The organism is Citrobacter sp. W9 (genome assembly GCF_026719375.1).
Lineage (GTDB): Bacteria > Pseudomonadota > Gammaproteobacteria > Enterobacterales > Enterobacteriaceae > Citrobacter > Citrobacter werkmanii.
The window spans coordinates 914,432-934,567 of record NZ_JAPPTE010000001.1; the positions used below are offsets into that span (position 1 = coordinate 914,432).

The following is a 20,136-nucleotide window of genomic DNA, read 5'->3' on the forward strand; positions in this document are numbered from 1 at the left end:
TACTAAAATAGAGGCACCAGAAGTACTGACAGATGTTGCACTGCTGTGTAGAAATAAAATATCGACCCAACGGGGTGAAAATATTAAAACAAATGGACTTCAACTGTTTTCAATCTAGCTATTACAAATCTTAAAGCAAGTGTTAAACATGTTACATAATGTAAATTTATATATTAAAATGTGATTTTTGGGTTTTAATTGAGTTTAGATTTGATAGTAAAGTTGTACATTTCAGCATTATTGCATAGATTTAAAAAATCATACAAATTATGTTATCGCATTGATATTAAATAAATAAATTTATAGTTTGTTAGTTTTACATTCCTAATGAATTCGGATTGTTTCGCCTGGATTTAAGTTGGACAATTTTAGATAGAAAAAAATGATGCTTGTCACGACTTGTACCGATGCCTATCGCAGCACTAAGCTGGCAGGCCCGGAAATCGCGGGAAATGCACTTTTTTGTTACTGCATAGAAATTCACTTGCAGGGTTAAAAAAGAAATAGAACCTGTTGTCGCAGCCGTGTTTTTTACTGTTAATTAATACTTTGGTGTGAATCAGAATATAAAAATACCACTGGCGGGTGAGTTATTTAAAATGTTTCAACGGACATACTCTTCATCGTAACGTGACGTTAACAAATGTAAGTCATGTTAACAACAATTTGAGTGGTAACTAATTTAACTTCATGTACGACCAGGTCCAGGGTGACAACATGAAAAACAAGTTGTTATTTATGATGTTTACAATACTGGGTGTGCCTGGGATTGCATCCGCAACAAGTTATGATTTAGCTAATTCAGAATATAACTTTGCGGTAAATGAATTAAGTAAGTCTTCATTTAATCAGGCAGCCATTATTGGTCAGGTTGGCACTGCGAACAGTGCAAATACTCGTCAGGGGGGCTCGAAGCTATTGTCGGTCATTTCGCAAGAAGGTTCTGGTAACCGGGCGAAAACGGACCAGACGGGATCATATAACTTTGCATATATTGATCAGGTGGGTAGTTCCAATGATGCGAGTATTAAACAAGGTTCTTATGGTAATACAGCTGTAATTATCCAGAAAGGCTCTGGTAATAAAGCGAATATTACCCAGTATGGTACACAAAAAACAGCAGTTGTGGTGCAGAGACAGTCGCAAATGGCAATTCGCGTAACTCAACGCTAATCCATTATCGACGTTTAAATCAATCCGATGGGGGTTTACCATGAAACTTTTAAAAGTGGCAGCATTCGCAGCAATCGTCGTTTCTGGCAGTGCTCTGGCTGGTGTTGTTCCGCAATGGGGCGGTAATCATCATGGCGGCGGTAGCAACTATGGCCCAGACTCTTCGCTGAGTATCTACCAATATGGTTCAAACAACGCTGCGAATGCTCTGCAAAGCGATGCGCGTAAATCAGATGTCACCATCACCCAACATGGGCGTGGTAATGGCGCGGTCGTAGGCCAGGGGGCTGATGACAGTACTATTAGCCTGAAACAGACTGGCTTCCAGAACAATGCCACCATCGATCAGTGGAATGCAAAAAATGCTGATATTAGCGTGACCCAGTTCGGTGGCCGCAACGGCGCGCTGGTTAATCAGACTGCTTCTGACTCCAATGTGCTGATTCAGCAAGTTGGTTTTGGCAACAATGCAACAGCTAACCAACACTAATTCAGTTTTCTGACTGATAATAAACAGGGCGTGAGCCCTGTTTTTTTTTCGGGAGAATATGATGCATACATTATTACTCATTGCCGCGCTGACAAATCAAATAACATTCAATACGACCCAACAAGGCGATATGTACACCATTATTCCTCAGGTGACGTTAGCCCAACCCTGCGTTTGTGAGGTCCAGGTCCTTGCCGTTCGTAAGGGGGAGGGAGGACAAAGCCAATCGCAGCAGAAAACAAGCCTTTCGGTCCCCGCTAATCGGCCGATTGAACTAACCAAACTGAGCTTTAATATTTCACCGGGGGATTCGGTCAAAATTATCGTTACCGTTTCGGACGGGCAGTCTCTGCATTTGTCACAACAATGGCCTGACTCAGCCAGTCAGCCATAATTTTTGCTGTATTTGCATTAAGGGTGTGGCTGGGAATGCGGCGCTGTTCTATGAATATAGAAACGTACAGCGTTTTTATTTGATCGTAACTCGCAGTGGTGAAGGATCATTCAGATCCCTCAAGGATGACTAATCATTGAGGAACCCTTATGTGCACATTTTTTAAACGTATTTTTAGCGCCAGTTTATGTACGTTATCTCTTTTCACTTTTCCCATAATGGCCCAACAGATCTCGCCCGGCGGCGTTATCCATTTTCGCGGCGCAATAGTTGAAGCGCCCTGCGACGTTAACACCCAACAACAACAGGTCGAATTGTCTTGTATGCGCAATGGCACCACCCGTAATAGTCTCTATAATCATCAACAGGTCACGGCTGCCCCTCAGAATGTGCAGCAAATTGCTACTGTGAAAATGCATTACCTCAATGAACAGAAAAACATGGCGATCCTTAACATTGAATATAAATGAACCATTCTGGCTTAGACATGCAAACTTGTGGTTAAAAAGTGAGATTTCAAGGAAATCCCTGCTGTACACTTGATGAATCGTGTTTTGTCAGGGGGAATTTATGCATTCACGCGTGCATGTGTTACACGGCGATATTACGACGATCGCTGTTGATGTGATCGTCAACGCGGCGAATTCATCGCTACTGGGAGGTGGTGGTGTTGATGGTGCAATCCATCGCGCCGCCGGACCCGCATTGCTGGAGGCCTGCAAACAGGTTATCCAGCAACAGGGAGAATGCCCGACCGGGCATGCCGTTATCACGCTGGCGGGGGCGCTTCCGGCAAAAGCGGTCATTCATACCGTAGGACCTGTCTGGCAAGGTGGAGGGCATCATGAGGCTGAACGTCTTGAAGACGCTTATCTGAACTCGCTGCAATTGGCCTTGGCCAATGGGTATCAATCCATTGCTTTTCCGGCGATCAGTACCGGAGTCTACGGGTATCCCCGCGCCGCAGCGGCAGAAATAGCGGTAAATACGGTGTTAAAATTTATTACCCGTCGTACGCTTCCCGATCAAATATACTTTGTTTGTTTTGACGAAGAAAACGCTCAACTCTACAAGAGACTACTTTCCCGGCAAGGTGACAAGAACACGGACTGATATGACACGACTTGAGCGGGCCATCACGCCACTTTGTGCTAACCACCCAGGAGACTGTGGCATTCTTACGTTGGATGACAGCCTGGATGCCTTTGCTGCTCGCTATCGACTAACAGAAATGGCGGAACGTACACTGGATGTGCAGTACTACATCTGGGAGAACGACATGTCCGGTCTGTTGCTGTTTTCAGTTCTGTTGGCGGCGGCGAAACGTGGAGTGAAGGTTCGCTTGCTGTTGGATGACAACAACACGCCGGGTCTTGATGACACGCTGCGGCTGCTGGATAGCCATCCTAATATAGAAATTCGTCTGTTTAATCCCTTTTCCTTTCGCATCCTGCGCGCCCTGGGCTATTTGACCGATTTTGCCCGGCTAAATCGGCGAATGCACAATAAAAGTTATACCGCTGACGGCGTGGTGACCATCGTGGGCGGGCGTAATATTGGTGATGCCTATTTTGGGGCGGGTGAGCAACCGTTGTTTTCCGATCTGGACGTCATGGCTATTGGTCCCGTTGTCAAAGATGTTGCGGATGATTTTGAGCGTTACTGGCACTGCCGCTCTGTTTCAACGTTACAAAACGTACTTGAGATGTCGGAGTCAGATTCTTCGCAGCGTATCGAGCTGCCTGAATCCTGGTATAACGATGATATTACTCGTCGCTATCTGCATAAGCTGGAAACCAGCCAGTTTATGACCAGCCTCGATCAGCAGTCGCTGCCGCTGATTTGGGCGAAAACGCGTTTGCTGAGTGATGATCCTGTCAAAGGTGAAGGGAAAGCGCCGCGCCATTCGTTATTACCGCAGCGTTTGTTTGATGTGATGGGGGCGCCGGGCGAACGCATTGATATTATTTCCGCCTACTTTGTGCCGACTCGGGCTGGGGTGGCGCAGCTGTTGAGAATGGTAAGGAAAGGCGTCAAGATTGCGATTTTAACCAATTCGCTGGCGGCAAATGATGTGGCTATCGTTCATGCGGGCTATGCGCGATGGCGAAAAAAACTGCTGCGCTACGGGGTAGAATTATACGAACTTAAACCTACCCGCGAACGCGTTTCGGTGGTCCACGATCGCGGATTAACCGGTAATTCAGGTTCCAGCCTGCATGCTAAAACCTTCAGTATTGACGGTCGAAAAGTATTTATCGGCTCGCTTAATTTTGATCCCCGTTCAACGCTGCTTAATACGGAAATGGGGTTTGTGATTGAGAGTGAAGTGCTGGCTGAAGTGATCCATAAACGTTTTATGCAGAGCCAGCGTGACATGGCCTGGCAACTGCGCCTCGACCGCTGGGGTAGAATTAATTGGGTGGATCGCGTTTCCGGCAGCGAACAGGTACTGAAAAAAGAACCCGCCACAGGATTCTGGAAGCGGGTTCTGGTGAAGCTTGCGTCGGTGTTACCCATTGAGTGGCTGCTCTGAACCACGCAATGAGAGAAAAATTAACCAGCGACAGCTTTATTTTTATCTTGCTTAACGGCCGGTTTACCCGAAAAGAGAAACTTCAGCACCGGTATGCGCAAATGGAGTTCGTACAGTATCACCGCAATCCCCACCACAAACAGCAGGCCGCACAAAAAGCCCAGTAGATTCGATGAGATATGCGGTGTGATATACGCGCCAAAAAACAGCGTCAAAGGGTGGTGCACTAAATAGATAAACAGTGACGCGTTGACAAAATAGGTCACGCGGGCCGACTGGAAATTCAGCAAACGGTGGCCAAGCGAAAAGACGACGTTCACCATCCACAGTCCCATGACCATGGTGATGACATATTCGGTTTCATACATCCAGGCATCGCCATTGCCATAACGTTGATTGAGCAGGTAAGCGACAAACGCCAATGCGGCGCCTATCGTGCAGCCACGCGATGACCTGGTAAACAGCGCTTTCAGATTAGGGTTGATAAACGCCAGCGCGCCGAGCATAAAGAAAGGTATATAGAACAGCGTTTGCATAACAATAAAATTAAACATGCCATCGCTGAGAATTGAAGGGTAGAGGATGAAAATCGTCCTTCTGACGGCGGCATAACCGACACCCAATAAAATAAAAATCAGCGTTAATTTGGTCATCGACACAGCAGAGGGGTTAGCACCTTCGCTACGCATCGTCTTATTTTTCATCTGGGTAAATACCCACATGCTTACGGTCGTTAAAACCACCAGAACCAGTAAAAACCACAGATGGGAAATAAGCTCCCATGCCAGCGTGTTGTACTTTTCGTACCCGCTGAGAGTATGCCAGCTGTCTGCTTTGCCCTTCACGTATTGCAGCATGATAAATTGCGGCAGCGTAAGCAATGGAATCGCCGTCAGCATCGGGATTCCCACGCGTTCGACACGCACCTTCCACCACCGCTTTAGCGGATAGCGCAAAAATAACATGTACGAAAAGTAACCCGAAATAACAAAGAAAACCTGCATGCGAAATGCATGGATAAAATCGTTAAAAAGGGTCAACCACCATGACGGCTCTGCGCTGTTCACATGCCATGTATGAGTGGAGTAGATCAAAGAAATATGGAAGGGGATCCCTAACAACATTAGCCAGGCACGGATGGAGTCAAGAAAATATTCACGTGGTGGTGATACAGGGCTCATAGACAGTTACGTATTCTCAGACTTTTCGTCTTATCCCTAAGACGAATAATGGTTACATTCGAGGCCAACCCTACACCAAGTCCAACAACCTGTCTCCAGGATAAGCACGCAAAGTGAAAACAGCAGACAAAGCTGCTTAAAGCATGAGCCAGCGCGCGAACAATACAGGGATTCAGTTGTCGGAATACCCGATTATCCATTAAAATGGATCGGATCAATATAAGCACACAAAGGGGGAAGTGCTTACTAATTATGAAACATAAACTACAAATGATGAAAATGCGTTGGTTGGGTGCAGCAGTCATGTTAACGCTGTACACATCATCGAGCTGGGCGTTCAGCATTGATGATGTTGCAAAACAAGCTCAATCCTTAGCCGGTAAAGGCTATGAGGCGCCAAAAAGTAACTTGCCCTCCGTTTTCCGCGACATGAAATATGCGGATTATCAGCAGATCCAGTTTAATCGCGATAAAGCCTACTGGAGCAATCTCAAGACCCCATTTAAGCTCGAATTCTACCACCAGGGTATGTACTTCGACACGCCGGTCAAAATCAACGAAGTTACCGCCACTGCGGTGAAAAGAATCAAATATAGCCCGGATTACTTTAATTTTGGCGATGTTCAGCATGATAAAGACACGGTAAAAGATCTCGGTTTCGCCGGGTTCAAAGTGCTGTATCCGATCAACAGCAAAGATAAAAACGATGAAATCGTCAGCATGCTCGGGGCCAGCTATTTCCGCGTTCTCGGCGCAGGCCAGGTCTACGGTCTGTCTGCGCGCGGTCTCGCGATCGATACCGCTCTCCCTTCTGGTGAAGAATTTCCCCGCTTCCGTGAGTTTTGGATCGAACGTCCGAAACCGACTGACAAACGTTTAACCATATACGCCTTGCTGGACTCTCCGCGCGCAACCGGAGCGTATCGCTTTGTCATTATTCCGGGTCGCGACACGGTTGTTGATGTTCAGTCCAAAGTTTACCTGCGCGACAAAGTGGGCAAGCTGGGCGTGGCGCCGTTAACCAGTATGTTCCTGTTCGGCCCAAATCAGCCTTCTCCGGCAACGAATTATCGTCCGGAACTGCATGACTCTAATGGTTTGTCTATCCACGCTGGCAACGGCGAATGGATTTGGCGGCCGCTGAACAACCCGAAACATCTCGCGGTGAGCAGCTTTGCCATGGAAAACCCGCAAGGTTTCGGTCTGTTGCAGCGTGGCCGTCAGTTCTCGCGTTTTGAAGATATTGACGATCGTTACGACCTGCGTCCAAGCGCCTGGATCACGCCAAAAGGTGACTGGGGCAAAGGTAAAATTGAGTTAGTTGAAATTCCGACTAACGATGAAACGAACGATAACATCGTTGCGTACTGGACGCCGGATCAACTGCCTGAAGCGGGCAAAGAGATGAACTTCAAGTACTCCCTGACGTTCACGCGTGATGAAGACAAGCTTCATGCGCCGGAAAATGCCTGGGTACAACAGACTCGTCGTTCTACGGGTGATGTTAAACAATCCAATCTGATTCGTCAGCCAGACGGTACTATCGCGTTTGTGGTGGATTTTACCGGTGCAGACATGAAAAAGCTGCCACAGGATACCCCGGTTACCGCACAAACCAGCATTGGCGACAACGGCGAGATCGTTGAAAACACCGTGCGTTACAACCCGGTCACTAAAGGTTGGCGTTTGATGCTGCGCGTGAAGGTGAAAGACGTGAAGAAAACCACTGAAATGCGAGCAGCCCTGGTCAATGCCGATCAGACGTTGAGTGAAACCTGGAGCTACCAGTTACCTGCCAATGAATAAGACTACTGAGTATATTGACGCAATGCCGCTTTCGGATATCGAAAAAGCGGCTCTGCCGAAAACTGACATCCGCGCCGTTCATCAGGCGCTGGATGCCGAGCATCGTACTTACTCGCGCGAAGATGATTCACCGCAGGGTTCTGTGAAAGCTCGTCTTGAGCAAGCATGGCCAGATTCTCTGGCGAAAGAGCAGTTGGTTAAAGACGATGAAGGACGCGATCAGCTTCAGGCAATGCCTAAAGCAACGCGTACCTCGATGTTCCCCGATCCCTGGCGTACCAACCCGGTTGGTCGTTTTTGGGATCGTCTGCGTGGACGTGATGTGACTCCGCGTTATCTTTCGCGTTTGACGAAAGAAGAACAAGAGAGCGAGCAAAAATGGCGTACCGTTGGCACAATCCGCCGCTATACGCTGTTGATCTTAACGCTGGCGCAAACGGTGGTAGCAACCTGGTATATGAAGACGATCCTTCCGTATCAGGGTTGGGCATTCATAAATCCGGTCGACATGATGGGGCAGGACCTGTGGGTCTCCTTTATGCAATTGCTGCCCTATATGCTACAGACCGGGATCCTGATTTTGTTTGCCGTGCTTTTCTGTTGGGTCTCTGCAGGGTTCTGGACTGCGCTGATGGGCTTCCTGCAACTGCTGATTGGGCGAGATAAGTACAGTATCTCCGCCTCAACGGTCGGGGACGAACCACTGAATCCTGAACACCGCACCGCACTGATTATGCCTATCTGTAACGAGGACGTTGACCGCGTATTCGCGGGGCTGCGCGCCACGTGGGAGTCAGTTAAAGCCACGGGCAACGCCGAGCATTTTGATGTTTACATCCTAAGCGACAGTTACAATCCTGATATCTGCGTAGCGGAACAAAAAGCGTGGATGGAACTGATTGCCGAAGTGCAGGGCGAAGGGCAGATTTTCTACCGTCGTCGTCGTCGTCGTGTGAAGCGCAAAAGTGGCAACATCGATGACTTCTGCCGCCGCTGGGGGAATCAGTACAGCTATATGGTGGTGCTGGATGCTGACTCCGTGATGAGCGGCGACTGTCTGAGCGGTCTGGTTCGTCTGATGGAAGCGAATCCTAACGCCGGGATTATCCAGTCTTCACCGAAGGCTTCCGGTATGGATACGCTGTATGCGCGTTGCCAGCAGTTCGCGACCCGTGTTTATGGCCCGTTGTTTACCGCCGGGCTTCACTTCTGGCAGTTGGGTGAATCGCACTACTGGGGGCATAACGCCATCATTCGCGTGAAGCCGTTTATTGAGCACTGTGCGCTTGCGCCGTTACCTGGCGAAGGCTCATTTGCAGGCTCGATCCTCTCCCATGACTTCGTGGAAGCGGCATTAATGCGTCGTGCCGGCTGGGGCGTGTGGATCGCTTACGATCTGCCGGGTTCTTATGAAGAGCTGCCGCCAAACCTGTTGGATGAGCTCAAGCGTGACCGTCGCTGGTGTCATGGCAACCTGATGAACTTCCGTCTGTTCCTGGTTAAGGGGATGCATCCGGTTCACCGCGCGGTGTTCCTGACCGGCGTTATGTCCTATCTGTCAGCGCCGTTGTGGTTCATGTTCCTCGCGTTGTCTACCGCATTGCAGGTAGTCCATGCGTTGACGGAGCCGCAGTACTTCCTGCAACCGCGGCAGCTATTCCCGGTCTGGCCGCAGTGGCGTCCTGAACTGGCGATCGCGCTGTTTGCTTCCACCATGGTGCTGCTGTTCCTGCCGAAGCTGCTGAGTATTTTGCTTATCTGGTGTAAAGGGACGAAAGAGTACGGCGGATTTATTCGCGTCACACTGTCGTTGCTGCTGGAGGTTCTGTTCTCCGTGCTGCTGGCGCCGGTGCGTATGCTGTTCCATACCGTTTTCGTGGTGAGTGCATTCCTCGGTTGGGAAGTGGTGTGGAATTCGCCGCAGCGTGATGACGATTCCACCCCGTGGGGGGAAGCGTTTATGCGTCACGGTTCTCAGCTCTTGCTGGGGCTGGTGTGGGCTGTGGGTATGGCCTGGCTGGATCTGCGTTTTCTGTTCTGGCTGGCGCCGATTGTCTTCTCGCTGATCCTCTCGCCGTTTGTTTCCGTAATTTCCAGTCGTTCTACGGTTGGGTTACGAACCAAACGCTGGAAGCTGTTCCTGATCCCGGAAGAGTACTCTCCGCCGCAGGTGCTGGTGGATACAGATACCTATCTGGTAATGAACCGTAATCGTACGCTGGACGACGGTTTTATGCATGCGGTGTTTAACCCGTCGTTTAACGCGCTGGCTACGGCAATGGCGACTGCTCGCCACCGTGTGAGTAACGTACTTGAGATTGCACGCGACCGTCATGTGGAGCAGGCGCTGAACGAAACGCCGGAGAAACTGAATCGCGATCGTCGCCTTGTGCTGTTAAGCGATCCGGTGACCATGGCGCGTTTGCATTATCGCGTCTGGAATTCACCTGATAAGTATTCTTCGTGGGTGAATTACTATCAGGGCCTGACCCTGAATCCGTTAGCGCTCAGGAAAAAATAAGCGTTCTGTAATGTGAAAATACCGGCCTGGTGCCGGTATTTTTTTATACTGAATAAAAAGAGTCATGGGGTACCAGATGCGAATAGCGGCAGTGGCGATAATGGTCTTGTTCCTGAGCGGATGCGGCAGCATCATTAGCCGGACCATCCCAGGACAAGGGCATGGCAACCAATACTATCCGGGCGTACAGTGGGATGTCCGGGATTCCGCATGGCGCTACGTCACCATCCTCGACCTGCCGTTTTCGCTGGTGTTTGATACGCTGTTGTTACCGCTCGACATTCACCATGGGCCTTACGAGTAGTTATCGTTCATCCCATTCATCAGCTGCGGTCTGACCCTCTTCGGTATCAAGGGGAGGCTCCAGCTGAAATTCACCTTCGTCCCATTCGTGAAGCGTGTTTTCTTCCTGCCACTCCTGACGAATTTCAATCTCATCATAATCACCATCAAAAACGCTTTGCGCCGCTTCACCGCTTAGCATTGGCAGACATTCGCCATCGACATCATCCTCATCGGCAAAGAATTCTGCTTGCCACATAATGTCGCCATCCTGTAGCACGTATTTTTGTACGCTTAGCTGCTGAACACTGGCATCGTCAGCCTCCAGACCTGGGTTATCTGCCAGAAACACTTCACGAGCAGCATCAATAGCCTCTTCCAGCGTGGCATAAAAATACATGTCATTCTTTGCCATAATCTTCTCCTAAGGTGAACAATAAATGGTGATGATTCAATCTATAGACCTCGATCCGCGGAGCGTCAAACCCATTGACTGCAGAGCTAACCTAAATGAATGCCAGCCGTTGGTAGCGACGACAGGGTTTTATGATGACGTCTTCGATTGGTATGGAAAAATTTACAATGCGAGATACTGAAGTTGGCGTAATGGACGACCGCGAATTTGAGAAAAAAAGGTAATGTGTGTGGTTAGCTGTGGCGTAATGAAAATCAAATAAATAAACGATACTGTTATATAAATGAATCTTCAGATTTAATACGTATTTAGTCGAGTTTTTGCTTGCGGTAATGCCCATTGTTCTGATGAGAGGATGTCTAACCTTATCAAAATGAAGGAAAAAATATTTATTAATGTAAAAAAATCACAGAGGTAATTATTGAGAGATACTGAACTCAAGAGGCGGAAAAGTAATGACTAAGTATCCGCCATGTGCAACATCTGTTAATGGTGTTAGGCGTTTTAAAAAAGGACACATAATAATAGATGATTAATACCAAGTGTTATAAATGGATAAAAAATCATTAAATAATAAATGAATAAATATCACTGAAGTTGTACGGCTATATAGATTGCAAATGCTTATGCTTTATTATATAAAATGCCAACTCAAGAATACTCCTAAGGATGTTATGGAAAACAGTAATTCAAATAACAGGAAGTTGATGGCGTTCTATATAACTTGCTTAATCAGCTATATTCTTGGTGGGTTATGTCTTACGCAGTTTAAATTAACAATACAAAGTGTTCCGCAAACAATATATTTGATTATCATAGTAGGTTTATTCTTTTTATATGGAATTATTTTCCTATTTATGTTGTTTCAGTATTTATGCAGAAAAGATCTAACATGTCTCATAGTCTTAGGTATGGCATTTCTTAGCAATAATATTTTCTTTGTGGAAACTATCTATATCGTTCAGGATTTAATCAATGATCACACTTCGATAGAAAAAAGAACTAACGATATCGCTATATTCTATTATTTTCGCCAACTGAGTTTTATTGCTTTATTATTTGTATCCTTGAAATCTTATAAAGCATCTTCGACAATCCTTGAAACCAAAGAAAGAGAACCATGCTATATAGCGGTAGCATTTTTGATCATGTTGGCTATCGCTGTCCTGGCACATAGCCTGGCCAGTTATAACCCGGGCATGACCCTTGAGATTACGAGCCTGAAACCCGACAACATAACCGTACACTGGCATATTGGCTACATTTACTCTCTGATTGTTGCCTGGGGATTGGTTCTACTCTATTTGGTCATTAAAACCAAAACGCATAACATCTTATGGAAAAGTATCGGCTTACTGTGTTGCTCAGGAATATTAACCAATGTGCTGCTATTAAGTTTAGATGAATATAGTATGTATATTTGGTATATCAGCAGAGGGATTGAGGTGATCAGTACCCTTTGTATAATATCGATCTTAATGTATAACACTTTTATCATTCTAAAAAAAGAAACGGATTCGGCTATCAAAGATGCCATGACCAAAATATACAACCGGAAACTGTTCTATAGATCGTTAAAAGCATCGCTAGCGAAAGGCGTGGTTTGCGTAATGGTTTTGGATATCGACAAATTTAAACGCATTAACGATACCTATGGGCATCAGGAGGGGGATCGGGTAATCATTAGTATTGTTGATATAATCAACAAGTCAGTTAGAGATTCGGATATCTTTGCGCGCATCGGCGGCGAGGAGTTTGCGATTCTTCTTAAGTGTAAGGATAAAGATGAAGCTATTGTCGTTGCAGAACGAATCAGAAGAAATGTTGAGCATGGAACGACTATACCTAATGCCTATGATTTAAAAGAAAAGATGACGATCAGTATCGGTGTATATTGTACTAAAGTTGATGATGACTCAGCGGATAAAGTTGTTTCTTATGCGGATGCTGCGCTGTATGACGCCAAAAACTCTGGCAGAAATAAGGTGTGTTACTACTATCATTAAAAGTAAAATGAATACTGCCTGAAAACGCAAAGTTTACTCTTCGGGTTCAGGCAATATATACAAATTATCCAGCGAGCTCGGTACTCCGGCGACGGCGCAGACTATTCCACGAGTAGATCGCGTTAAACAGTACAACCCCCGCGGTCACGCAGAAGACCGCGCGAAAGCCGTAGTTGGCGGATATTGCCGCCCCCATTAATGGTCCCGTTACGTTGCCGATGTCGCGAAATGACTGGTTATAACTGAAAATACGCCCGGCTATTTGGTTGGTTGAGTTATAAACCAGCAGCGTTTGCACCGCCGGGAGCAGAGCGCCGTCGGCAGCACCCAATAAAAAACGCAGAACGCCCAATTGCCAGGGAGTTTGTACAAATGACATCGGGATCAGCAGTAGCACGGAAATAATCAGCGCGACGATTAGAATCTTCTCCGGGCCAATCCGGTCACCGAGTTTGCCAAGCCTTGGGGCACTGATTAACGCTGCTACGCCGGGTACGGAGGCAATCATCCCACTAATGAACGCGATATTACTGACGTTCCCGGCTAACTCCCGCACGTATAACGTCAGGATTGGCGCAATAGAACCGGTCGCCACCTGAATGATTAAGGTAGTGACAAACAGGCTCAGCACCAGTTTGGGGTTTTTTAACGAGGCCACGACTTCGCGTATGTGCAGCATCTCTTTCTTGCTTACCGGCTGAAAACGCTCGCGGATAAAAAATAGCGTCAGGATAAAACAGACCAGCAGTACGCTGGCGGTAATGAAGAACACGGGACGCAATCCATAATGGTCCGCGAGTAGTCCACCTGCCAGCGGCCCTAGCAGTGCGCCGCTGACACCGCCGGTAGAGAGCGTTCCCAGCGCCCAGCCGCTTTTATTGCGTGGAACCTGGGTGGCGATCAACGCATTGGCGTTGGGAATGAAACCGCCGAGCAGACCGAGCAGCGCGCGCAGAACCAGGAACTGCCAGATATTTTGCGCCAGGCCCATCAGTAGCATCACAATAGCCATACCCAACGCGGAACGCAGCAGCATGATTTTTCGCCCTTTGCGGTCGGCAAGGCCACCCCAAAAAGGGGAGGCGATGGCTGAAAACAAAAAGGTGATGCTGAAGACCAGACCTGACCACATGTTCAGGGCGCTATGCCCCGTGACGCCGAGACTCTCGACGTACAAGGGTAAAAAGGGCATGACCAGGCTAAATGCTGCGCCGGTTAAAAAACAACCTATCCAGGCAACGGTGAGGTTGCGTTTCCAGTTTATGGGGGCATCTGAGGGTGACATAACGATCCGCAGTGTGATGCGCTGTATGCGCTATCGATTGAATATAAGTAAGCAGACTAATTATGCGCCCGGTTGATAGTTGCTGCAATGCGGATAGCAGTTAAACCTAAAGCGAGTCAGGAGAGGGTTGCAGCCCACTGGACTGCAACCGGGTTTTAGTACAGGGAAGGGGCGCCTTCAGGACGGGTCTTGAAGCGACGATGCAGCCACATATATTGTTCTGGGGCCATCATGATGCATTGCTCAACGATCTTATTCATCCATGCAGCCGTGGTCTCCGCGTCGTCTAACGGCGGTGAACATTCTGGCGGCAGCATAATCAATTGATACCCTTTCCCGTCGGGCTTACGACGAGGAACAAATGGCACCAGGCAGGCATTCGACATGCGTGAAAGCATCCAGGTCCCGGAGGTCGTGGCGGCCTGTTCAACGGCAAACAGCGGCACAAACACGCTGGCGCGAGGACCGTAGTCATGATCCGGCGCGTACCAGACCACTTCGCCTTTTTTCAACGCTTTAATCATTCCTTTCAGGTCCTTACGATCAAGCATTGATTTATTAGAGCGCATGCGTCCCCAGGTCTGTAACCAGTCGAGCAGCGGGTTGTCATTAGGACGATACACACCGATACCAGGCTCCTGCAGACCAAACTGACGCGCACCCAGTTCCAGGGTCAGGAAGTGCAGACCGACTAACAGGATCCCCCGCTTTTGCGCCTGAACGTCACGGATATGTTCCATCCCGATCACTTCTGTCCAGCGTGAAATGCGCTTATCGGACCAAAACCAGGCCATCCCGGTTTCCATCACGCCCATGCCGACGGACTCGAAGTTCCTGACGACCATCTGCTGGCGTTCCTGTTCACTCATCTGCGGGAAGCACAGCTCCAGATTACGTGAAACGATTTTTGCCCGGCGTTTCATCAAACGTAACGCCAGACGACCTAATGCACAGCCCAACTTATAAAGTACCGGGTAGGGCAACTGCACGATTAACCAAAGGATGCCAATACCCAGCCAGGTTAACCAATAACGTGGATGCAGTAGCGCAGCCGAAAACTTGGGTAAATTCGTCATGTCTATCCTGTCTTCAAACGACCAATTCCCTGTATTGTCGCATTTTTTCGCGCGTATCAAAAATTTGTGACGGGAGAACGGTGATTAAATCGGCAATTGTTGTTGCGTTTTTATCGTGAAGTAAGAAATGTAGCGTAAAATGTGTGGATGTAAATTGGCGATGTTTGCTTTATGATGCCGCCGATTTTCATTTACTCCCTATTTGCAGGATACGTACACCATGCCAGTGTTACACAACCGCATTTCGAACGACGCGCTCAAAGCCAAAATGCTGGCCGAGACTGAGCCGCGCACGACGATCTCGTTTTATAAATATTTCACCATCGATGACCCGCAACATACGCGTGATGCGTTGTACCAACTGTTCACTGCGCTGAATGTGTTCGGGCGTGTATATCTTGCCCATGAAGGCATTAACGCGCAAATCAGCGTGCCGCAAAGCAACGTGGATGCATTCCGCCAACAGCTGTATGCGTTCAATCCCGCACTGGATGGATTACGTCTTAATATCGCCCTGGACGATGACGGGAAATCATTCTGGGTGCTACGCATGAAAGTTCGCGAACGTATTGTGGCGGATGGTATTGATGATCCTGACTTTAACGCCAGCGACGTGGGTGATTACCTGAAGGCGGCAGAAGTGAACGCCATGTTGGACGATCCTGAGGCGGTATTCATTGATATGCGCAACCACTATGAATATGAGGTGGGGCATTTCGAGAACGCGCTTGAGATCCCGGCAGACACATTCCGTGACCAGTTGCCGAAAGCGGTTGAAATGATGCAGGCGCATAAAGATAAAAAAATAGTTATGTACTGCACGGGCGGGATCCGCTGTGAGAAGGCCAGCGCCTGGATGAAACACAACGGATTTAGCAAAGTCTGGCACATTGAGGGGGGGATTATTGAATATGCCCGCAAGGCGCGTGAACAGGGGCTTCCGGTACGTTTCATCGGCAAAAATTTCGTTTTTGATGAGCGTATGGGCGAAAGGATCTCTGAAGATGTTATCGCGCATTGTCATCAGTGCGGAACCGCATGCGACAGCCACACTAATTGTAAAAATGATGGCTGCCATCTGCTGTTTATTCAGTGCCCGGCTTGCGCGCAGAAGTATAAAGGCTGCTGTAGTGAGCTGTGTTGCGAAGAGAGTGAGTTGCCGGAAGAAGAGCAACGACGTCGTCGCGCCGGGCGTGAAAATGGCAACAAAATCTTTAATAAATCCCGCGGTCGTCTGAATACCAAACTGGGTATTCCGGATCCCGCGCAATAAAAATGTTGCCGGATGATGGCTATCGCCTCATCCGGCAACATTTATGCGTTACTTCTGCTGCACACCTTCCACTGAGATAATTAAATCGACTTCCTGTGAAGCAGGGCCGAGATCGGTGGTGATATTGAAGTCTTTGAGTTTAATCTTACCTTGCGCTTCAAAACCGGCGCGCGTACCACCCCATGGATCGCCACCCTGACCGATCAACTTCGCGTCCAGCGTCACTGGTTTGGTGACGCCATTCAGGGTCAGGTTACCGGTGATATCGAGGTCGTTCCCCTCTTTTTTCACGCTGGTGGAGCTAAAGGTCGCCTGCGGGAATTTGGCCACGTTAAGGAAATCCGCGCTACGCAGGTGCTTGTCGCGTTCGGCGTGGTTGGTGTCAACACTGTTGGTGTTGATGGTGACGTTAACCTTATCGGCTGCGGGATTTTTTTCATCAAAGGTGAACGTACCGTCGAAATCTTTAAAGGTGCCGTACAGCCAGCTGTAACCCAGATGCTGAATACGGAAATTAACAAAGGCATGCTGTCCCTCTTTGTCAATTTTGTAATCTGCCGCCATAGCCGATCCGGTCGTGAATAACAGAGAGGCGAGTGTCAATCCCAGCAGGTTTTTTTTCATTTTAAGCTCCATAGTCAGATGACGATTTTCCCAACATGCGATTCAGGGTATCGTCGTTATCGATAAAGTGATGTTTCAGGGCCATAAGCCCATGAAGAAGCGATAAAACCACCACGGTCCATGCCAGCCACAGGTGCAGGCTGCCGGCAAGGTCGGCCTGAGCGCCCGCGTTGGCAAGGGTGGCGGGAATATCAAACCAACCAAATACGCTTATCGCTTTGCCATCTGCGGTCGAGATCAGATAACCGCTGATAACAATCGAAAAGAGCAGGGCGTAGAGCGCAAGGTGACCCATTGCCGCTGCGATGCGGGTTAAGCGGGAATAGCTTGTCAGCGCAGCTGGGGGAGGGGAGAACAACCGCCAGACAACGCGAATGACCAGTCCCATCATGAGCAGGATCCCGATGCTTTTATGCAGTTCAGGGGCCTGGTGATACCAGCCATCGTAATAGCTGAGCGTGACCATCCATAAACCCAACGCAAACATGCCATATACAGCAATCGCCATCAGCCAGTGCAATGCGACAGACACCACGCCATAGCGCTGTGGACTATTAGTGAATTGCATAAGTACACCGTTAGATATTTCAGGAGTAAATGAAAATGGCGCGTAAAAGACATTAATGCAACTAATAAATAACAATGATGATGATATTTATTTTCATATTCAATAAAATTGATTGAATATTGATGTCATCATCAAGGTATTAGAGAGAATGAGCAAAAGGTGGGCATCATTACGCGGTGTTGATAGGGTTTTCTTATTCAGTTTATTGCAATGAAATTTAAGTAAATATCAGTTTTTGTCAATTAGTGTCAGTGCAATCTGGTCAGAAAAACATAATATATATCACATCCATAATTGCCAGCAGCGACCATAAAATAATGTAGAGCATAAGATGCTCACGAATATTATTAACCAGATAGTGAAAGATGCGCCGCATCGATGTTATTCCTGTCATTAAAAATGGCCTCACCACGAGGCCATTAATCATTATCGCGTAAAGCGACTCAGCCTGAATGGCGTCAGGTCAAAGGCTGGCGGTTTGTCCTGCGCAAAGTCCGCGGCTATTTCCCCCAGTACGGAGGCAAACTTAAAGCCATGTCCGCTCAGTCCGGTGATGATCAGGGTATTGTCATGTTCAGGTAGCGTATCAATGATAAAGTCTTCATCCGGCGAATTATCGTAAGTGCAGGATGCACCGTGCAGACAACAGCCAATGCCTGGCAGAACTGTACGCAGGAATGGGAAAGCTTCGGAGCCATCGCTGGCCACAGCGGCAAACGGCTTGCGCTCTTCGGCAGCGTGAATTACCTGTCCGCCGTTGTGCTTACCAATTTTTAGTTCGTCGTTTTCTGCCGGAAAACCGTAGTACTGATCGCCATTTGGTAACTCGCCGGTAAAGGCCGGGAAGTTATTTTTAACGCTATAGCGGCCATCGGCTTGATACCATGCGAACACTTTGCGCACTGGCTGTATCGGCAGTTCCGGTACTAATGCCTGCACCCATGTCCCGGCGCTGACCAGGGCTTTTTTGGCGTGGTAGTCACCGTCGGCGGTTTCTACCGTGACGCCATCTTCACTATGATGAACAGCCGTGACCGGGCATTTAAACAGCTGTGCGCAGCCAGCTTCTTCAGCCAGACGAATCCAGGTTTTAATCGCTAACTCACTACGCAAAAAGCCCGACTCAGCTTCAAACAGACCAATATAATTTTCAGGTACGCGAATCTCGGGCCAGCGAGCCATGATGGCGGCGGCATCAAGATGTTCGACGTTGAGTTGCCACTGTTTCGCGCTTTGCGTTGCGGTAGCTAAGAAAGTTGAATCTGCCGGGCCCAGATTGATAACCCCGGTGCGTACAAAAATCGGTTCTTCATTTTGAGTGGAAAGTTCATCCCACAATGTCTGCGCGCGCAGCACCAGCGGAACGTATTTCTCACCTTCGCCATAAGCATGACGAATTAATCGTGTGTCGCCGTGGTGGCTGCCCTGTTGATGCGGTGGCATATGCGCATCGATCATCAGAACGTTCAGACCGGCGCGAGTGGCATAGTATCCGGCTGCGGCACCCACGGAACCGCTGCCAATAATGATTAAGTCGTATTTCATCCGCTTCTCTCTGCAATCGCGATAGTAGCAGGGTAAATAACTGACCTGGAATATTCAACCGGGAAATAAGAAAGGCACCGTTAAGGTGCCTTTTGATGGTTGGATGTATCAGATTTAATGGCGCTGATACTCATTTACCTGGTAATCGCCGGATTCAATTTTGGCGATTCCTGCTTCTAATATCGAAATAAATTGCCTGGCAACATCAGTGGTTAACCAGAGCGTTTGACCAACTTCAGTCCCATCCGGGTCCGGTCGATTCGGGGTCTGGTAGTGCAAACGCAGCATCAGCGCGTCGTAGCTATCAACGGTGCTGATGTCCCATCCTACAAGCGGATGAGTCTGAATGACTTCATTATTCTTTTCCATCATGCCCCCTAATTCGTGTTACTAGACAACGGTTTTCGAGGTTCAATGCATTTTTTTTCTGAAGCAACTTCAGTATATCAATAAATAAGGGTATTCATTGAAAATTTAAAGAGGGCAGCGCATAAATTTATAGTTTTCAGCGTTATCTGACTAATAAAGCAACATGTCATTCATTTTTTTTTAGCAAGTTGCACAATTATTTTGTTGTTTTGGTTAAAAGATAACCAGGAAATTAATATTAAATTAAATGGCCGCCAAGGGGAGTCTGCATTTTTTTAAAACTGTGTGTAAAAAAAAGCCGGGGCGACCCGGCAAACAAACATCACTGCATATCATTATTTATTCATTGATAAACCAGTCATCCGCGCTTTCCCAGGTCTCCTGCAAGATCTCGCTGATGCGTTCTTTGTCCTCTTTGGTCGCGCCAATTACCGACAGATTGTTAGCTCCGGCATAACGGACGGTAACGTTACCCTCGTTATCCGGAAAATGATGATGAATACGGCGGGAGAGTTCACCTGCCAATGCGTCAATCGCACCGGCAGGCAAAGGTGAAGTTTTGGCAATAGTGACTTCAATACGCATAATAGCC

Annotated in this window: 21 protein-coding genes; 11 read left to right on the plus strand and 10 right to left on the minus strand. The window is 47.9% G+C overall.

Annotated elements, in window-relative coordinates; genetic code table 11:
* The first annotated feature begins 717 nt into the window (after nt 1-717).
* From csgB to OOJ59_RS04285, 6 genes are all read left to right on the plus strand, one after another.
* Nucleotides 718-1,173 carry a curli minor subunit CsgB gene (gene csgB, locus OOJ59_RS04260; RefSeq protein ID WP_032939898.1) on the plus strand — a complete coding sequence of 152 codons (456 nt, stop codon included), beginning with the start codon at nt 718-720 and terminating at the stop codon, nt 1,171-1,173.
* A gap of 40 nt (nt 1,174-1,213) precedes the next feature.
* Entirely contained in the window at nt 1,214-1,663 is a 450-nt protein-coding gene (gene csgA / locus OOJ59_RS04265; protein WP_006685125.1) for a curli major subunit CsgA, read from the plus strand.
* A 61-nt stretch (nt 1,664-1,724) separates the two neighbouring features.
* A complete protein-coding gene (csgC, locus tag OOJ59_RS04270; RefSeq protein ID WP_160956313.1) occupies nt 1,725-2,057 on the plus strand; it encodes a curli assembly chaperone CsgC in 333 nt (110 codons plus the stop codon).
* Between the two features lie 149 nt (nt 2,058-2,206).
* A complete protein-coding gene (locus tag OOJ59_RS04275; protein ID WP_085048537.1) occupies nt 2,207-2,527 on the plus strand; it encodes a type 1 fimbrial protein in 321 nt (106 codons plus the stop codon).
* A 100-nt stretch (nt 2,528-2,627) separates the two neighbouring features.
* Nucleotides 2,628-3,170, plus strand: coding sequence for an O-acetyl-ADP-ribose deacetylase (gene ymdB / locus OOJ59_RS04280; RefSeq protein ID WP_038639630.1), 543 nt, complete (start codon nt 2,628-2,630; stop codon nt 3,168-3,170).
* Nucleotides 3,103-4,593 (plus strand): phospholipase D family protein, encoded by a 1,491-nt coding sequence (locus OOJ59_RS04285; RefSeq protein WP_370605849.1) that lies wholly within the window; start codon nt 3,103-3,105, stop codon nt 4,591-4,593. Before ymdB ends, OOJ59_RS04285 begins: the two co-directional genes overlap by 68 nt.
* A 20-nt stretch (nt 4,594-4,613) precedes the next feature.
* Here OOJ59_RS04285 and mdoC read toward each other — a convergent pair whose 3' ends face one another.
* Nucleotides 4,614-5,774: a glucans biosynthesis protein MdoC gene (gene mdoC, locus OOJ59_RS04290; RefSeq protein WP_069323306.1), complete on the minus strand. Its 1,161-nt coding sequence runs from the start codon at nt 5,772-5,774 to the stop codon at nt 4,614-4,616.
* Between the two features lie 270 nt (nt 5,775-6,044).
* On the opposite strand from mdoC, the gene mdoG reads away from it, so the two are divergent.
* The 3 genes from mdoG (at nt 6,045) to OOJ59_RS04305 (ending at nt 10,405) form a co-directional block, all read left to right on the plus strand.
* Nucleotides 6,045-7,580 carry a glucans biosynthesis protein MdoG gene (gene mdoG, locus OOJ59_RS04295; RefSeq protein WP_087857802.1) on the plus strand — a complete coding sequence of 512 codons (1,536 nt, stop codon included), beginning with the start codon at nt 6,045-6,047 and terminating at the stop codon, nt 7,578-7,580.
* A complete protein-coding gene (mdoH, locus tag OOJ59_RS04300) occupies nt 7,573-10,101 on the plus strand; it encodes a glucans biosynthesis glucosyltransferase MdoH (RefSeq protein WP_038639642.1) in 2,529 nt (842 codons plus the stop codon). Before mdoG ends, mdoH begins: the two co-directional genes overlap by 8 nt.
* Before the next feature lie 76 nt (nt 10,102-10,177).
* Nucleotides 10,178-10,405 carry a YceK/YidQ family lipoprotein gene (locus OOJ59_RS04305; RefSeq protein WP_160956312.1) on the plus strand — a complete coding sequence of 76 codons (228 nt, stop codon included), beginning with the start codon at nt 10,178-10,180 and terminating at the stop codon, nt 10,403-10,405.
* Here the strand turns inward: OOJ59_RS04305 and OOJ59_RS04310 are convergent, their stop codons facing one another.
* Nucleotides 10,406-10,783 carry a MysB family protein gene (locus OOJ59_RS04310; RefSeq protein ID WP_038643106.1) on the minus strand — a complete coding sequence of 126 codons (378 nt, stop codon included), beginning with the start codon at nt 10,781-10,783 and terminating at the stop codon, nt 10,406-10,408.
* 689 nt (nt 10,784-11,472) lie between these two features.
* Here OOJ59_RS04310 and OOJ59_RS04315 point away from each other — a divergent pair.
* Nucleotides 11,473-12,804 (plus strand): sensor domain-containing diguanylate cyclase, encoded by a 1,332-nt coding sequence (locus OOJ59_RS04315; RefSeq protein ID WP_137347904.1) that lies wholly within the window; start codon nt 11,473-11,475, stop codon nt 12,802-12,804.
* A 64-nt stretch (nt 12,805-12,868) separates the two neighbouring features.
* Here the strand turns inward: OOJ59_RS04315 and mdtG are convergent, their stop codons facing one another.
* A complete protein-coding gene (gene mdtG / locus OOJ59_RS04320) occupies nt 12,869-14,089 on the minus strand; it encodes a multidrug efflux MFS transporter MdtG (protein ID WP_160956031.1) in 1,221 nt (406 codons plus the stop codon).
* 155 nt (nt 14,090-14,244) lie between these two features.
* Complete coding sequence (locus OOJ59_RS04325) at nt 14,245-15,165, minus strand: Kdo(2)-lipid IV(A) acyltransferase (protein ID WP_038639653.1); 921 nt, start codon at nt 15,163-15,165, stop codon at nt 14,245-14,247.
* Nucleotides 15,166-15,385: 220 nt separating this feature from the next.
* On the opposite strand from OOJ59_RS04325, the gene trhO reads away from it, so the two are divergent.
* Nucleotides 15,386-16,438 carry an oxygen-dependent tRNA uridine(34) hydroxylase TrhO gene (gene trhO / locus OOJ59_RS04330; RefSeq protein ID WP_085048534.1) on the plus strand — a complete coding sequence of 351 codons (1,053 nt, stop codon included), beginning with the start codon at nt 15,386-15,388 and terminating at the stop codon, nt 16,436-16,438.
* Between the two features lie 48 nt (nt 16,439-16,486).
* On the opposite strand, the gene OOJ59_RS04335 is transcribed toward trhO, so the two are convergent.
* The 6 genes from OOJ59_RS04335 to dinI form a co-directional block, all read right to left on the minus strand.
* Nucleotides 16,487-17,062, minus strand: coding sequence for a YceI family protein (locus tag OOJ59_RS04335; RefSeq protein WP_038639660.1), 576 nt, complete (start codon nt 17,060-17,062; stop codon nt 16,487-16,489).
* Between the two features lies 1 nt (nt 17,063).
* Nucleotides 17,064-17,630, minus strand: a complete 567-nt coding sequence (locus OOJ59_RS04340) for a cytochrome b (RefSeq protein ID WP_121528872.1) — start codon at nt 17,628-17,630, stop codon at nt 17,064-17,066.
* Nucleotides 17,631-17,892: 262 nt separating this feature from the next.
* A complete protein-coding gene (locus OOJ59_RS04345) occupies nt 17,893-18,006 on the minus strand; it encodes a YceO family protein (protein ID WP_003036148.1) in 114 nt (37 codons plus the stop codon).
* 50 nt (nt 18,007-18,056) lie between these two features.
* The gene (solA, locus tag OOJ59_RS04350; RefSeq protein WP_069323309.1) at nt 18,057-19,175 is read right to left on the minus strand and encodes an N-methyl-L-tryptophan oxidase; all 1,119 of its coding nucleotides are present in this window, start codon (nt 19,173-19,175) and stop codon (nt 18,057-18,059) included.
* A 114-nt stretch (nt 19,176-19,289) separates the two neighbouring features.
* Nucleotides 19,290-19,544 carry a biofilm formation regulator BssS gene (gene bssS / locus OOJ59_RS04355; protein WP_003036154.1) on the minus strand — a complete coding sequence of 85 codons (255 nt, stop codon included), beginning with the start codon at nt 19,542-19,544 and terminating at the stop codon, nt 19,290-19,292.
* Nucleotides 19,545-19,883: 339 nt separating this feature from the next.
* Nucleotides 19,884-20,129, minus strand: coding sequence for a DNA damage-inducible protein I (dinI, locus tag OOJ59_RS04360; protein ID WP_006685106.1), 246 nt, complete (start codon nt 20,127-20,129; stop codon nt 19,884-19,886).
* Nucleotides 20,130-20,136: the final 7 nt, after the last annotated feature.